Raw genomic sequence first — 16,201 nt, 5'->3', positions numbered from 1 at the left:
GCTTGCTATGACTCTACACTCATTCATAAGGATATAGAATGAAACTGCTACTCAATACACTCTTGAATACACTCATCATTAGCTGCTGTTTATTCAGCTCTATGACATTAGCGAAAACCTACACCACAGAAGAGTACCAACAGATTTTTACGGGTGATGATACCTATAAACAACAGCAAGCTGTTGAATCAATGATCTTGGTGGGGCTTGAAGACCCAAGTATCTACAACACCATCCAAGCAAAAATTGTCGCCCAAATGCATACTGCAACTGATAAGCACGCCATTGATAATACTGCTTGGTTAATTAAGGGCTTAGGATATTCAGGCGACCCACAATACCATGATTTCTTATTAACCCTCTCTGAAGGGTATGCCCATAAAAAAATCCGTAAATATGCTAAACGTGCCGTTGACGATTTATCTAAATTTCAAGTGTGGAATGTGATCCTTCAAGATAAAACCCACTATGATAATAAGCAGCCACATCGTCAAAATATCTATGCCGCAGCCTTAAGAGGTGACGATTTAGAGTTAATGCGAATCGCAGCTAAACGAATCGCCAACGAATACCTTTTTGACGATTTTATGCTAGAGCAATTAGCGACACAGCTCAAACCAATGCGCTTAATGGATGACAGTAAGCTTGCTATTGATACTTATGCCTGGGTAACTCGCGCACTAGCAAGCTCAGGCAACGAAAAATATAAACCTGTTGTTGAAGCGGTATCACAAACTGCAGAACAGAAAAAACTGAGAAAGTACGCCACTAAATATTTAAGAAAATATTACTAGCGCCCTTATGACAAATCGCTACAGCATCAATAAATGCTGTAGCGATAAAACTGATCCACCCTACTGCCTGCTGCTTACTCACTACTCAACTTTCCCGCGATAAACAGCCCCCTTTAAGTCAACTTGCTAATTGTTCTACCGACACCAATAGCTTGAAGCAATTATTTCAGGCTTGATTTAAACGCTTTATTAGAATAATCTTATTGAGATAAATCTTATAGAAATGAATTTTATAGAGATAAGTTTTATAGATAGTCAATAAACGATTCGTAGAGTTAACATTAGCAGGTGGGTTCATCATGACAGACGCAACTATAGTTTCAGACCATAGCAATTTATCAAGCACTGCAACAAAACTAGCAGGCAAACAAGAAACAGATATTTGCTGGCAGCTCGTTAAGCAAGGCGCGCCGTTAATTGATGTTAGAAACCCTGATGAATTTGCTTTAGGTCACCTGCCTAATGCCATCAATGTTCCATTAACAGAGCTTGCTCAATGGTTGCGCGCACATAAAGCAAAGCAACAACAATTTGTTGTATATTGTGGTGCAGGCATTCGGGCACAAAAGGGCTGTGATATTTTTGAAGCTGAAGGGTTTAGCTGCGCTGTAAATGCCGGTGCAATGAAAGACTTACTGTGTTGTGAGTCACTTAATAACTAACATAAAGACCAGTGAAAGTTGCACAGAGTTTATCTGCGCAATGTAGCTGAATCTCTAGTGTCACTTTCACTTTGCCGCCTGTTTTTAATGCATCAAGTGATGTTGATTCAGGCCAAGTGACACTGACTTGAGGCGCTTGAGTAATAGGCGCGGTATAGCGGATATGGGCATCGGCTAAGACGATGTTACCTTCAACCCCATGGACTCGTTGCTGCAGCCACAACATTCCCCAACCCGTTAACGTCATCAGAGTATAAATACTGCCAGCAAACATCGTTTGATGTAGGTTAATATTGGGTGCTATCGGTGCTGTGCAGGAAAATTGATCACCATCAAAATGAACGGGGGTCACTTGCATAAACTGACTCACAGGAATGGTTTGGTGCCATGTCTGTTGCAGCTCAAGCAATAATCTTGCTGTCATTGTTGAGTCAGTTTTCATTGATTACACCTGTTACACCTGCAAGTTAAAAGTCACTGGGCCATCATTAAGTAGTTCAACTTTCATATTGGCGCCAAATGAGCCCGTTTGCGTTGTTACGCCTTGTTCACGGCAAAAGGCGATAAACGCTTGGTATAATTCATTTGCTTGCTCGGGTGTAGCAGCACAGGAGAAACTTGGGCGTAAACCGCGACCGGTATCGGCAGCCAAGGTAAATTGAGAAACGACTAATAACTCTCCGCCAACTTGTTGAAGGTTAAGGTTCATTTTGTCATTTTCATCATTGAAAATGCGGTAGCCGATAACTTTTTTAGCTAACTTGCGCATTTTTTCAAGGTCATCATCTTTCTCGACCCCAAGCAGCACTAATAAACCTTTATTAATACTACCTGTAACTTGCTCAGCCTGTTCGGGATCTTCGCCTTCAGCGGCAATAGTGACACTGGCATGTGCCACCCTTTGGATTAGTCCAATCAATGCTATGTCCTAATTTACGGGATCTATGAACACATTCTACAATATTAAGCGCCTGCGTCAGGCTTAATAACAGGAATTGGCTTAATCAAATCCTCTGAACCTTTTGGCAGTGATTTACCCACTTGCTTAAGGCCTTCATCGGTCCACAACATGAAACGACGTAATTCTTCTAACTCAATTGAATCGACAAATGTAGCTGCACCTTGCACTTGGATCACGCCGCCATTCTCGCGAATAACAAACTTAGCAAAGTTCAGTTTTTGGTTTAATGATCCAATCAATACAAGCAGTTCTTTACTGCCATGTAATTGCGGATGAACAGCAAATAAGCGATTAGTTAAAATTCTATCTACGCCTTCCTCACTCATACTTGGCTGTAACACAAATTGATTATCACCAAACTGGACAGCCACGCTGGTTGGGCTGAGTTTGGTGGCTAAATAGCTTGATTTCAATAATGCGTTATACAATTCATCAGTGGCTTGCTGATCTGTCATACCTGCCATATTAATCATTGTAGGGGCAGCATTGGTTGCACTTTCTGTTGTTGAATTGTCGGTTGCAGCACAAGCTGTTAAACCTAATACACATGCCGCAATAAGCAATTTTTTCATTTTCGTTCCTTGTAAGTACTTCCGGTATAACCTCATGATGAAGTCATAGCCAATATTTTATTATTATTTACCACTTGGATAGCAATATACCGTGTAGTGCTAGCTTAAGCACAGATAAATTATTCATGTTGTTCATGAACACCTACTGTATCGCTTATCGCTCCGTTGATTTTGTGGCGTCATTTTCTGGGTTAGACACTGCCAGCTCAATCACATCAGAGTGAGAATCAACGTCTTCAATTTCAGCGTTATCTTTACTTGTATTTGCTTTAGCCTGTGCGTGAAGCTGGGCTTTTTTCTTAACTGAAAAAATACCCGAGGTGAGATACTCTGGCAACGCTGCGGTAATTTCAGCGCCTAATAGCACGATGACCCAAGACAAATAGACCCAAACAAATAAAATAGGAATGGTTGCTAGCGCACCATAAATCGCTTCATAACTTGGAAACTGAGTCACATAAAATGCAAACCCTTTTTTACCCGCCTCAAAGAGTATTGCTGCCACACTTGCGCCAATAAGAGCATGCCAAAAATGCACTTTTTTATTAGGTACCACCATGTACAGCAGTAAAATTGAAGCCACTGAAAATAGCATCGGCAAACGCTCCACCATCCAAGTCATTAAGGCAGATATTTCGCTGCTATCAAATACCTTGAGTGACACAACATAAGACGTCGCAACAATGCTCGCCCCCATTAAAACGGGTCCGAGTGTCAGTACCATCCAATACATGGAAAATGACACCACATAAGAGCGCTTTTCTGTGGTGCGCCAAATATTATTTAAGGCTTTATCAATCGCCGAGATCAACATTAATGCGACAACAACTAAGGCCAGGACACCGACAAAGGTCGCTTTTGAGGCATTATCGACAAATTCATTAATATAAATTTGTACCGTATCCCCTGATGCGGGCATAAAATTACTGTAAATGAAGTTTTCGATCTGACCGCGAATACCTGAAAAACCAGGAAAAGCAGATAACATCGACATCATCACTGCCACCATTGGCACTAACGATAGCAAAGTCACATAGGCTAAATGTCCGGCTTTGACATTGATTTGGTCTTCCTGCAATCTTTGCTTCAGGTGAACTAAAAACCGCCAAATGCTGACATTCATATTTTTTAGATAAGCTACATCTATCTTATTTGTCACAATATTCTCTGATTTATTAATTTCAATTACGCGTTTAACTTCGTACAATGTTATAACACGATAGTTACACTCCTAGGGAGCAATTTAATGTCTCAACAAGGTTCTGCAGGCAATGTTATTGCCGCAATTGCCAGCTTCTTTTTTCCAGGTTTAGGCCAACTGGTTCAAGGACGCATTATAGCTGCAATTCTATTTTTCTGTATTACAGCAGTAGGTTACTTTTTTTGGGTGTTAATTATCCCAGCGATTATTGGTGCTGTTTTTCATCTTTGGAGCGTTATCGACGCAGCCATATTTAAAGCAGATTAGTGCAACGACAACAATAAAGAGATCAGAAGATGAAGAAATGGATATCACTAGTATTCCTTAGCGTCAGCTTGTTATTAAGTGGCTGCCAAAGTGCCTATTATGGTGCAATGGAAAAAGTAGGCTATCACAAGCGTGACATCATGGTCGATCGCGTTCAAGAAGCGAAAGAATCCCAAGAAGAAGCTCAAGAGCAATTCAGTTCAGCGCTAGAAGAAATGCAGGCTTTGCTGGCGTTTGATGGTGGCGATCTTGAGGATGCTTACAACAAAGCAAAAGATGAATATGAGTCAGCTCAAGCTGCTGCAGATGAAGTTGGCAGCCGTATTGATAAAGTCGAAGATGTCGCCGAAGCTTTATTTGACGAATGGGAAACTGAAATTCAAGAAATCAGTAAAGCGAGCCTTCGTCGTAATAGCACCAATAAACTCAATGAAACTCAGCGCTCATATAATTCATTAGTTAAGGGAATGCGTCGTGCAGAAGCGAAAATGCCGCCAATCTTAACTGCAATGAAAGACAATATGCTGTACTTAAAGCACAACCTAAATGCCCAAGCAATTGGCGCAATTAAAGGTGAATTTAATAGCTTACAATCTGACATTTCAAGCTTGATTACTGAGATGAACAAATCGATTGCTGAATCAAACAAATTCATCGAAGCGATGGAAAAAGGCTAACTCAGGTCATAACCTCGTTAGAGTTACTGCAATCTAAATACTAAGGCGTAACATCGTTGTTTACGCCTTTTTTATTGCTTGTCTAATCATAAGATAAAACACAACAAACAAAACTGGGATATTCCGACTTACTGACACTGTCCTAACCAGAATGAGTCACAGTCTCAAAAGTGAGACAAATAGCTATAGAAACCAATTTATTTAACTTATATTTCAGTTTAGTTAGTCCAAGGTCGCTCTGTTAGAGCAGATTTTTAATTTAGGTTTAGCTTTTATCTGTCGGTTCAAAACAATTACATCGTTAATGTAGCCGCAGCTTTTTCTTTTCAATTTCGTTTAACGATAGCTTTATTACGGTGGATTTAATGAGCAGCTTAATGCATACCTTGCGCTTTTTTATACTGCCATTCTTTATTACATTTCTGTCATTAGCCTTATTGGCGCACTTTCAGAGTCACTGGATAGATTGGCAAGATACTTTGCATTACGCACCGTATTGGTTACTCGCTGCATCATCATTAATTTGTCTGCAATTCAATCGCAGCCGTCTATTTTATATCGGCTTTTTATTACTATGCTTTTATACCCTGCAAAGTCATCGACTCTTTCTTTCCCCTATAATCCATCAGTTTTTACCGCTATTTGGCACTCTGGTCATTTGCATGTTTTGCTTTATTAAAGATCGTGGAGTGATAAGTGTGCATAGCTTTTACCGCATGGGGGGAGTTGTTATATGTGGGGTACTGGCTTACCTCTGGGTTTATCTTATCGGACAATACTCACAGGGATTACATCAATTTCAGCAAAGTTTTGGCCTGAGTGTAGAAAGCTCGCCACTGCATTTATTGCCAATTTATCCGCTAGCCATCGTGCTGATTTTCCGTCTCAGTTGGCACAGTAATCTCGCGCAAACCAGCTTAGGGATCTGCTTACTATTGTGGCTTTGCTATTTTTTAATCCCGACCAATTTACCCTTATCTATCCTATTTTGCTGCATCGCGATTAGCTTCTTAATTACAGTGCTATTTGACTCGTATTTCTTAGCTTACCGAGATGAGTTAACTGGACTGCCTTCTAGACGAGCATTATTTAACTTGAGCCTAGCATTAGGACGTAAATATACCGTTGCCATGGTCGATATCGACCACTTTAAAAGCTTTAATGACACCTATGGCCATGATGTTGGTGATGATGTGTTAAAACTGGTCGCAGTAAAACTCGCTAAGGTGACAGGCGGTGGTAAAACTTTCCGTTATGGTGGTGAGGAATTTACCATTGTATTTCCACGTAAAGACATAGACCAAGTCTATTCACACCTTGATGATGTTAGACAAAGCATTGAAGATTATGACATCGTTCTACGGGACGAAAACCGTAAAACCAATTCAAAGAAGAGTCGCGGTAAAGCGCCGGTAAAAAAGAAAACCGTGAATGTCACCGTCTCTATTGGCTGCGCAGAACATAAGTCAGACCAAAGTTTTGAACAAAGTATGAAACTTGCTGATAAAGCCCTGTATCGTGCTAAAGATCGCGGACGTAACCAAGTTAGGTTTTAATATCACCACTCATTAAACCTGACTAAATAATTCCCCCATACCAATCTTATTAAAATCCCTGTTACTCGGATTGAATTGATTCTTAGGGAAACCTTGTACCAAAAGAGCAAAAAGAATAACTAGATGTGAGCTGGTCAATAACGACCTAAAAAGCACTATATTGACAAGGGTTATCGCTCGAAGTACATGCCACAATAGTCACGGCAATGCCTGAAAGTGTTGCTTTTGACTCAGTCATAAAACCATAAGCTCCCACAACCTTTTTCATCACCATATAGTCTTCACTTTGTTGCGATTCAAACTGAAACTTATCTCCGAGAGTAAATATTGGATCTTCGGCAATGTCGAGGAAATTATTATGCTCATCTTGCAGGGCAATAAATTTATAATGCAGCTGTTCGTCCATATCAATCATGTCAACTTCAGAATTAAACTGCGACTCATCAGAGAATCTATACACTATTTTCGGGGATAAATTCGTCACAAAAATCCCAGTTTGATAGCTTACCTGCATGCCGTGTTTATAACGATTTACCAGATCTGAATATTCACTTTGTTGACGCCAAGTATCACTCACCTTATTAGGCAAGTATCCACTGCCGATTAACTCCCAAGCAGAGCCTGCAATTTGGTAATCTACTGATATGTTAATGGGTTGAAAGAAATCGATTTGATACAGTTCTTCTGCGAAAAGGATAAATTGTTCACGGGCAATATTAGTTAGCTTAAGCGGCTTTACTATCGAGCCATCTTCCATCCTGCAGAAACCTTTGGTCGCTGATTTACTATAATCACTACACACTTCCACTTGCAGTTTTTTGACATCAAATTTACGAACGTCAAACTCATTAAAATTAACCACATTAACGACTTTTTGTTCTCTGTCTCTCAGGGCTGATATGGCGGCAACACGATAATCATCACTAGAAACGCACTCATTACATTGCACACTCACAACCGTATTGAACACATTTGCCATCACAGGTGGGCAGATCTGCATTAAAAAAGAGAAAACCGATATTGAAATCAAAACTTTCATTGAGTAAAAATCCATTTTTATACGCGGGCTAGGTGATATTTGAAACGACTGCTGATTTATCTTACGCGATGACCTAATTAACTTTAGATAAAACTCAGCCTTAAAATTCAGTCTTAAAATTCAGTCTTAAAAATTAGCTTAAGCCATCATCGCTGTTGAACATAGTGAATGATAAAGTCAGACTTTGAACCTAAAAAAGAACTAGCACCCCTCTAAATCCCTTTCAACTACCGGGGTTTCCTTTGCGGCCTGCGGCTCAGAGTAGCGGATCTCGCAATCATTCACTGAATAATCTGCAGCAGGTCTAATACGTAAACCACTGCGTCCAGAAATGCTATATGAAGTAACTTCGAAATCATCTCCATCAACGATATTAATAGCGCGGGCAATACCAGCGTTAGTATGTCTCGGGTAACCATAAGCTAGCGTAATGTTTTGGCCCTCTACAACAATACTATTACTAATACCTGAAGCAGCAGCCGTTTCATCACAATCAGCACTAATTACGCAAGCGGAATACACTAAATCTTTAGCGCTGCTAATCGCACCAGACACCCCTTGCATTTGTCCTGCGTATGCATCTTCTTTTAAACTAATAAACTTTGGCGCAGCAATCACTGCAAGTATCGCTAAAATAATGATAACCACAACAAGCTCGATTAAGGTGAAACCCTTGTGAGCGTTTGATAAGGGGTTGCTGTAACATACAGATTTTATTGACATATGACCTCTAACGACATTATATAAATTCTAGTATATATTGCGCATGCATGATTAACTCGCGATGGTAACTTTGTTTTTGCCTTGGCGTTTTGCGCGGTACATTGCAGTGTCCGCTCTATGGATCAAGCTATCAGTGTCTTTATCAAAGCCACTTGATAAAGCCAAACCAATACACGCACTAATACAAATCACACTGTCTTCAATAATTACCGGTTCAGAAAATAGTTGCAGTAATTTTTCAGCCGCACACTCTGCAGCAATGATCGAATCCATATTCGGCATTAATACGATAAATTCATCACCACCATAACGAGCAAGAATATCGTGAATAAATAGATGGTTATTGACTTTATCTGCTAAGGTTTTTAGTAATTTATCACCCACTCTATGTCCATATTGGTCATTCACCCCTTTAAAACCATCGAGGTCGATAAACAATAATGAGAAATGTTTTTGCTGCTGTAATAACTCAGCAATTTTATCTCTAATCGCGACCCGATTAGCTAGCCCTGTCACCGCATCATGATTGGCGAGTTGTAAGGCTTTTTCTTGAGCTTCGGCTAAATCAGCGGTGCGATCAGCAACTCTCACCTCTAGCTCTTCTCTTCCATTTCTAATTTCTAATGACATTTGTCTAAAGCTATCAAATAACTTTGCAAATTCTGCGGTATGAAAACCTCTAGGGTGTCTCTGCGTATCCGAACGAATATCAGTGATGACACGAGTTTTAGCCGTTAAAATATCGATAGGTCGAGTAATTAAGCCGACAATCCACCAACTAAACACACTGCATACAATCAGCGATACCAATGCCACTAAAAGAGTAAATTTTATAACGACAAAAGCACGTTGATCGAGCTCAACAAGAGGTTGTGGGATCATGACTCCCCAGCCCGTGGTAGGCACCACATCAAAGCCCGCAATCATGTCCGCTTTTACCGCTGGCGAGTAGAACTGACTTACCCCCGTTTCACCCGCCATCATCTGCTTAACGATGCTCACTTTACTGATATTTTTAGCCTCTGCTTGCCACGTTTTGTTGGGATGAGCCAACACGTTACCTCGCTTATCAACAATTGCCGCATGGCCTTTATCGCCGAACATCACCGCCGATTGTAATTGCTCAATATAAGTGGCATGCATCGTCGCTAACCAAATACGCATATCTGGGGTTTGACGTATCATGTATAAGGTTGGCTGTAGCACACCATTTTTATGAATAGGAGTAAAATGCGCTTCTGATAATTCAGATAAATCAAATGGGTTATTGGTATCGGTTAGGCTTAAAGGTTGAGAGTTTTCAGCACCATATACGACGCTTTCTCGTTGTCCTTGGGGGTTAAAGACACCAATTGAAACCACATCAACGGTGTTCAATAAATCAAACATGATGCTATCAACACCCTGATGGGAGTTGCTGTTGGTTACTGTGGTAAAAATAGCGAGTGCATCAATCGCATAACGATTAAGTGCTTTGGTAATGTTTTGCGCGAGTAATAGATGCTTGTCATGCACCATATTATATTCGTTCTCAAGAGCTGAATTTGCCGACCAAAATGATATTGCAGTAATGGGGATGAGTGACGTTAAAATCATCACCAAAAATAACAAATGGCGAAAAGAAAGTTTCATTGAGATTCCATGCTCAGGTTATTGTATTAATACGCCTTATACCGACGTTTTATTGCCTTACAGTCTAGAAAAGCTAGGACTAATGTAAGCCTGCTCAACCTGTAAAAAAAATGCTACACATTTGGTGCAGCATTGTTACACACGCTCAAAGAGTGTTCAACCATTAGCACGCAAAACTGAATAGTTACTCTAAAGAAGTGAGAGGATCATCAATAAATATTGAGTTGATACTCAAAATAGGCTTAACAATATAGGTGCTTTTCGGGTGTTCGAGCCTAAAACAAGGCTCGAATGATAGATGAGTTAATATGAAAGTTTATTCAGCAGTGTTTGCTGCAGCTTGATAGTGTTTACCATTAATACGTTGAATAATTTGTGTTGCAGTCAAGTCGTGAACCACATTAATGACTGTTGAAGCCGCATCAGTTATCGCGCCTAATACCACCAAAATAGGGATCACTTCCAAAGGCAAGCCTAAGGTAGTAACAATAAAAATCTCACCTAAAAAAGCGCCACCAGGCACTCCACCAATAACAAACGCTGACAGTACAGATATCAAGATGGTTAGCATAAACACATCGGAAGTGAACACCATACCCAATAGCGAATAAATAAATACGATTTTGAGTGCAGTTATCATCGCTGCGCCGCCTTTATTAAGGTTCACCAGTAGCGGTAAACTTATCTCAGCGATTTGCTCATTTAAGTCCATTTTGGCCGCAGCCCTGATATTCACTGGTAAGGTTGCTAATGATGAGCTTGTCCCTAACGCTGTCACCGCTGGTTCAAGCATGTTTTGCCAAAAGCGTTTCACTCCTGCTAAACCGCCACCGACCCATGCATAAAGCGTCGAACCTAAGGTTAAATACACCACTGTTGCGACTAAAAATAGCCCTACAGCTCTTGCAAATGTTCCCATTAATTCAGCGTCTTGACTGGCCATCGTTGCCGCAAAGTAAGCACCTAAGCCAATTGGCGCAACATGCATTAATATCGCAATAATTTTCATTATCACGGTATTCAAGCTATCAAGTAACGCCGATACTTTACGGCCATCCTCGCCTGATTGACCGATGGCGATACCACTGATTACTGACATGATAATCAGCGCTAAAATGTTCGATTTTGATAACAACCCAACAAAATCATTGGTGGTCAATAAGCTCACAAAGTCCATACTGCCAGCGGCTTCTACGGTTTCCGCAAGTTCTAGTGTGACTCCTTGAGCAGGATCATAGGCGAGTGCCAATAACACAATCCCAATGGCAGGCACCATTGCCATCACCACAGACACGGCCATTATCGAAGCCAAAATAGAACCTAACCTTTTTAAGTCCGTCATCTTCGCAATTGAAGACATCACACTCACGGCCACTAAAGGCACAATAATCATAAACAATAAATTCAGGAAGATTTGCCCAATAGGCTTAAGCTTGATAGCAAATTCTGGCAATGCAGTCCCAAGTAATCCGCCAAGCAATAAAGCTGACAATAAAATAATTGATGACCGATAGGCTTGCAGGGTGTTCCACATAAATAATGTCCGTTTATTGTTGTGCAGCTAAATATTTCACTTAATAGTCAGAATAATAAAAAAGCCTGCAACTTGCAGGCTTATTTTCTTATTGGCTCAATTAGCGATGTACACGCCCTCGCCCTTCTCTTGCCATGCCTGATTGACGGGCTTGACGAGAGCGATTTAAGCTTTGGTGATCAAATCCACCACTTGGACGACTGCGGTTTATCGAGTTATTCATATTCGATGGACGTGAAGAAGGCATCGTTGCTGGCATATTTGACGGCCTTGACGAAGGTAACGTCGACGGACGAGTGGATGGCAGCGTGCTAGGTTTACTAATATTACTAGGCTTATTGATATTAGCGGGCTTGCTCAAGTCCCGAGTAGCAGGAGCCGTATTCCACTTGCCATCACTGCGGTTCTCCCACTTACCTTGATTATCACGAGCCACATTACCGTGTTTATCTGCAAACACATCATTGCTGCGATTCTTATTGTAAGTGGCTTTTTTCAAGTTTTTATTGGCAACAGCAGGGCTCGCTAAACGATCGCGAGTGGCTGGGCGGTTATACAAATTGTTCTGCTTGCCAATTCTATTACCATTAATGTTTGTAGAATTGATTCGATTAGACACCTTAGTTCGATTACCCACACTAATACTGTTACCAATATTAATATTGCCGGTATTAATCACCACAGGGCGGCGGTATCCACCACCATAATAGCCACCGCAGCATCGATAAGGACGGTGATAGCCGTAGCCACCTCCCCACACAACACCAGCACGGTAAAAGCCATTACTCCAGCTCACGCCCACATTCCAGCCTGTCCAAGGGTTATAACCTACATGTAAGCCCCAGGTCGGTGGACGAGGATAATAATATCTTCCCCAATATGGCGGGTAATACCAACCAGTGCCATAAATAGGCACGCCGTAATATGGATAAGACCACATATAGCCTGGGGTATAACCTACATAGACGACTTCCGGTGTTGAGTCATAAACTTGTACGTAAGTGGTGTTATAGACAGGTGAACTTGCCGGGATTTTTGCAATTTCTTCATTCGGAATATCATCAGCAACAATCCAAGGGCCTTTTGCTGATGCCGATGTAAACCACACCCCATTGTCGACGGCGTAATAGACTTTGTTGATCAATAAAACTTGGGTTGAAGTGTTAACGGCGTAAGAAACTGAAGTGCCTGTTACCGCCTCGAATTTAGGCTCACCATCATATTCCACTTCAAGCTTAGCTTCGTCACGTTTAATCGCTGCTGTTTGCGGAATTTGCGCATCTAACATGGCTTGATTTGCTTCATCAGTGCCCGCAACAGAAACCCTTAAACCACCAATATCGGATTCTGGTGGAATATCTTTGAAGCTTTCAGGTAATTTATCCCCGCGCACAAATGCCCAAGGTCCAGCTTGTTTTTTTGATTTAAACCAGCGACCCGAAAGTAACAGATACATATCACCTGATGTTGTTTCACGGATCCAGGCCGTTTCTGTATTACTGACATATAAAAGTTTGCCATCGATTAAACTCTGCCAATTGGGCGAGCCATCAGTTGAAATCAATTCTGTCGGGACATCCGAGGTAATAATATGCGGTGCATTGGCGGTGCTTTTAGCTGGTTCATCCTCCTCGGTGTTCACCATACTAACCAAATCTTCAGGTGGATAAAGTGTGACTTGCCATGGCCCCATAGGATTTTCTGCCACATACCAATATGTGCCACTACTTAAATAGAGTTTCTTTGACTGGGTGTCACGGGCAACAGCGAAAGGAGTATTGAGAATACGTTCGTAAGGGCTATTTTCGATTTCCCTAAATTGTGGCTCACCATCGTAAGACAGCAAAACACTCAAGGTAGAACTGAAGATAACCTCTGGTGCATCATTTTTTATATTATCTAAGCTACGTTTTTCTTGCTCCGCGGTTTCTAAGCTGGCGGACAATCGCTCCATTGAGATTTCAAAGCTTGTAGTGGCTAGTGCCTCTGAAACGGTATCGGTAAAGGTTTGCTGATCTTCTTCTGTTGAAGATGGCCAACGCACTTCAGTCACCTGAATATTACGCACGGTTGTTACATCGTCAGTGGTATCAATTCGGGCACTAAACCAAAATGCACCAAATACGGGATCTGTTTGATCCTTAACCTCAAATGACATCGCTGCACGACTTTGTAGTACATTGCCATTAAGCGACTCTGGTTGCGGTTGGTAGACAACCAATGTCCCCAGTTTCGTCTGAACTTCCTGCGGCCATTCCAGTGCTATTGCGCCATACGAAAAGCCATACAAGACAACACCAACTATGATCTTATGAAACCAACGAGATATAACTGTAGACATCATGCTTATCCTTTGCGTGCTGTAGTCACTAATCTAACCATGTAAGTCACTCTCAGAGTTAGACAACTTATTAAAACGATGCATTTTAAGATTAACGATATGAAGTCATCTAAACAAACAGGCATTAGTACTAAAAAGCAAAAAGACCTAAAAATGATTTGATATTTGAAAGCTTAGTAATTGTATAGTTAATATACAGACATAACAGCCACATATGTAAAAATCTTTAAAAAAGAGATTCAATTGTAAGGTCAAAGAATAAGGAGTAAATTAAACAAAAGTAAAAATATCAGGCGTATTATGGCTAAAAACTTGTTTCAAAACCTTGATTTAAATTTATTGCATGTCTTTTTTATTCTGTATCGAGAACGCAATATGCGCCTTACCGCTGGCCGATTATTTGTAAGTCAGCCAGCTATCAGTAAATCTCTACAAAAATTAAGACACCACTTTGGCGACGAATTGTTTGTTAAGATCCCTTCAGGGCTCGAACCGACTCCTTTTTCTGTCAACTTATTTCAATCGATTAGCCCTGTTTATCAAGACCTTGAACTGGCGGTAAACAGTGTTAATGAATTTGACCCCGCCGCACTAGAAGACACGTTTCACATTGCGCTTTCGCCATTTTTGCTCAACAGCATCGGCAGCAAACTATTTCTAAATATTATGGCATCAGCACCTAAATGTAATGTTCAAATGTATAAATGGTCTACTGATTCATTAGCTCAAATTCAGCAAGACCAACTTCATTTAGGTATCACCTATCAAATGCCTGAATTGCCATCTGAAGTGAGTGAGAAGTATATTTCGACAGAACGTTTTAAATGTTACGTTCGAAAAGATCATCCCTGTAAAAAAACTTCTATCAGTTTATCTGAAGCGGCTCAATATGATTTCGCTACAATTATTGCTGCAGACTGGAATTATCAACGAACGATAGCACAGGAAGTCTTCGCAAAAAACAATCTAAACTATCGGGTTAAATTTCGCTCAGAATTACCATCTGCCATCTTAGATGTTATTAGCGAAACCGACATGATCGCACCTTTATCAGGTTTCTTAGATATAAGTCACTACCCTCAATTAAGGGCAATAAAGGTTAACACCGAAGAGGATGTTTTTGATTACAAAATATCTACTTATTTTCATTATAAAAATCGTCAAAATCCATTAACGCAATGGTTAAATGATTTAGTGCTAAAAACGCTTGAAGAGCAAACGTAAAAAAGCCCATTAATTTAGGTAATGGGCGAGAGCAACCAAATGGTTAAAAGCGGTTATTTTTGATTTTATAATAAATTTTTTTAAAAATTAAAATTAATTCCAAATTCAACTTGGCTTTCTGATGTCACAGGTTCGCCTGGTCTAACTCGGTATTCACCATAGGTGTATTTCACATAAGGTGAAACGTATTTAGGTTTGAACGTCAACATAAAGTCATGACTGGTTATATTGTCATTTTCCACTTCTAAAAATCGGTTACCTGAAAGTAAGCGATCATGATTGAGCGTATAACCCAAATTAACCCATGAAGCAGGACTGTAATTAACACCAATGCTATTACGCCATTCACGTTGGTCAAACAGTCCCATAGAACTACCTATAATACGGTTTGATTCACGCCATTCATGTGCCGTATTAGCAAAAAGCATCCATTTCTGACCTAACATTACACCTGACATTAAACTCACATCATAGATATCAAGTGTATCTGCACGGCCATAACGTCCGCCAATTTCGGTATAGAATTGACCCAACATCATGCCGTAGCCAGCACCGACCTCTAAGTAACCCGTTGAATCAACTTCAGCACTAAAGTTCAACTCTTCAGTCACTTGCACACTACCACTCGCTACAGCAATGACTTCATCATTATATTGAAACACCTGCAGGCCGCCAGTTGACTCTGCATTTGCAGCCGAACTGGCCGCGACACATAAACCTACAATTAAACGTGCCTTGAGAAATTTACTAATCATAATTTATTTCCACAAAAACTTAAGGAGGCGCTTGCCTCCTTAATATATGTTTAATTAGCTTATAACTTAGCGATCAAAACGGGCTTTAACAGCATCACGAATTTGAGCAGCCTTGCGACGAAGGTTTGACTTTTGCTCTGCTGACATAGCCTCAACCGTTTTAGCCATATTTTCAGGAGTACCATCTTCAATTGGATGGCTAGGCGTAACATCTTCAATTGGGTTACTTGGGCCTACTTCAACTGGACGGCTAGGCGTACCAT

17 protein-coding genes are annotated in these 16,201 nt (G+C 40.6%); 6 read left to right on the top strand and 11 right to left on the bottom strand.

The genetic code is table 11. The features are described 5' to 3' along the window. The first annotated feature begins 38 nt into the window (after positions 1-38). Together AB4153_RS06870 and AB4153_RS06865 are read left to right on the top strand one after the other, a co-directional pair. Entirely contained in the window at positions 39-794 is a 756-nt protein-coding gene (locus AB4153_RS06870) for a hypothetical protein (RefSeq protein ID WP_303517204.1), read from the top strand. Positions 795-1,093: 299 nt separating this feature from the next. After that, positions 1,094-1,456, top strand: a complete 363-nt coding sequence (locus AB4153_RS06865; RefSeq protein ID WP_102526785.1) for a rhodanese-like domain-containing protein — start codon at positions 1,094-1,096, stop codon at positions 1,454-1,456. Here the strand turns inward: AB4153_RS06865 and AB4153_RS06860 are convergent. The 4 genes from AB4153_RS06860 to AB4153_RS06845 form a co-directional block, all read right to left on the bottom strand. Further along, positions 1,446-1,898 carry a thioesterase domain-containing protein gene (locus AB4153_RS06860; RefSeq protein WP_371996820.1) on the bottom strand — a complete coding sequence of 151 codons (453 nt, stop codon included), beginning with the start codon at positions 1,896-1,898 and terminating at the stop codon, positions 1,446-1,448. The genes AB4153_RS06865 and AB4153_RS06860 overlap by 11 nt on opposite strands. 12 nt (positions 1,899-1,910) lie before the next feature. Beyond that, positions 1,911-2,375, bottom strand: coding sequence for a D-aminoacyl-tRNA deacylase (gene dtd / locus AB4153_RS06855; RefSeq protein ID WP_371996818.1), 465 nt, complete (start codon positions 2,373-2,375; stop codon positions 1,911-1,913). Between the two features lie 44 nt (positions 2,376-2,419). Further along, complete coding sequence (locus AB4153_RS06850; RefSeq protein WP_371996817.1) at positions 2,420-2,989, bottom strand: hypothetical protein; 570 nt, start codon at positions 2,987-2,989, stop codon at positions 2,420-2,422. 154 nt (positions 2,990-3,143) lie between these two features. Beyond that, positions 3,144-4,148: a virulence factor BrkB family protein gene (locus tag AB4153_RS06845; RefSeq protein WP_102526865.1), complete on the bottom strand. Its 1,005-nt coding sequence runs from the start codon at positions 4,146-4,148 to the stop codon at positions 3,144-3,146. A gap of 87 nt (positions 4,149-4,235) precedes the next feature. Here AB4153_RS06845 and AB4153_RS06840 point away from each other — a divergent pair, with 87 nt between their 5' ends. From AB4153_RS06840 to AB4153_RS06830, 3 genes are all read left to right on the top strand, one after another. After that, a complete protein-coding gene (locus tag AB4153_RS06840; protein ID WP_102526781.1) occupies positions 4,236-4,457 on the top strand; it encodes a hypothetical protein in 222 nt (73 codons plus the stop codon). Positions 4,458-4,486: 29 nt separating this feature from the next. After that, on the top strand, positions 4,487-5,134 hold the full coding sequence (locus tag AB4153_RS06835; RefSeq protein ID WP_102526780.1) for a DUF2959 domain-containing protein: 648 nt from the start codon (positions 4,487-4,489) through the stop codon (positions 5,132-5,134). Positions 5,135-5,499: 365 nt separating this feature from the next. Further along, positions 5,500-6,690 carry a GGDEF domain-containing protein gene (locus AB4153_RS06830; RefSeq protein WP_371996816.1) on the top strand — a complete coding sequence of 397 codons (1,191 nt, stop codon included), beginning with the start codon at positions 5,500-5,502 and terminating at the stop codon, positions 6,688-6,690. Between the two features lie 145 nt (positions 6,691-6,835). On the opposite strand, the gene AB4153_RS06825 is transcribed toward AB4153_RS06830, so the two are convergent. The 5 genes from AB4153_RS06825 to AB4153_RS06805 all read right to left on the bottom strand — a co-directional run bounded on the left by AB4153_RS06825 (position 6,836) and on the right by AB4153_RS06805 (position 13,959). Further along, complete coding sequence (locus AB4153_RS06825; RefSeq protein WP_371996814.1) at positions 6,836-7,729, bottom strand: hypothetical protein; 894 nt, start codon at positions 7,727-7,729, stop codon at positions 6,836-6,838. Positions 7,730-7,930: 201 nt separating this feature from the next. Beyond that, positions 7,931-8,452: a prepilin-type N-terminal cleavage/methylation domain-containing protein gene (locus tag AB4153_RS06820; RefSeq protein WP_371996812.1), complete on the bottom strand. Its 522-nt coding sequence runs from the start codon at positions 8,450-8,452 to the stop codon at positions 7,931-7,933. Positions 8,453-8,503: 51 nt separating this feature from the next. Further along, entirely contained in the window at positions 8,504-10,084 is a 1,581-nt protein-coding gene (locus AB4153_RS06815) for a sensor domain-containing diguanylate cyclase (protein WP_303517199.1), read from the bottom strand. Positions 10,085-10,400: 316 nt separating this feature from the next. After that, a complete protein-coding gene (locus AB4153_RS06810) occupies positions 10,401-11,618 on the bottom strand; it encodes a dicarboxylate/amino acid:cation symporter (RefSeq protein WP_371996810.1) in 1,218 nt (405 codons plus the stop codon). A gap of 100 nt (positions 11,619-11,718) precedes the next feature. Further along, entirely contained in the window at positions 11,719-13,959 is a 2,241-nt protein-coding gene (locus AB4153_RS06805; RefSeq protein ID WP_371996809.1) for a carbohydrate-binding family V/XII, read from the bottom strand. A 300-nt stretch (positions 13,960-14,259) separates the two neighbouring features. Between AB4153_RS06805 and AB4153_RS06800 the strand changes: the two genes are divergently transcribed. Then, a complete protein-coding gene (locus AB4153_RS06800; protein WP_303517196.1) occupies positions 14,260-15,183 on the top strand; it encodes a LysR family transcriptional regulator in 924 nt (307 codons plus the stop codon). 80 nt (positions 15,184-15,263) lie between these two features. Here AB4153_RS06800 and AB4153_RS06795 read toward each other — a convergent pair whose 3' ends face one another. Together AB4153_RS06795 and AB4153_RS06790 are read right to left on the bottom strand one after the other, a co-directional pair. Further along, complete coding sequence (locus AB4153_RS06795) at positions 15,264-15,938, bottom strand: hypothetical protein (protein ID WP_371996807.1); 675 nt, start codon at positions 15,936-15,938, stop codon at positions 15,264-15,266. A gap of 66 nt (positions 15,939-16,004) precedes the next feature. Continuing rightward, a partial coding sequence (locus AB4153_RS06790) for a hypothetical protein (RefSeq protein ID WP_371996806.1) occupies positions 16,005-16,201 on the bottom strand: 197 nt, incomplete at its 5' end.

It is taken from the genome of Shewanella sp. 10N.286.52.E4 (assembly GCF_041468785.1).
GTDB lineage: Bacteria > Pseudomonadota > Gammaproteobacteria > Enterobacterales > Shewanellaceae > Shewanella > Shewanella electrodiphila.
This window is presented reverse-complemented; position numbering and strand designations above follow the sequence as displayed.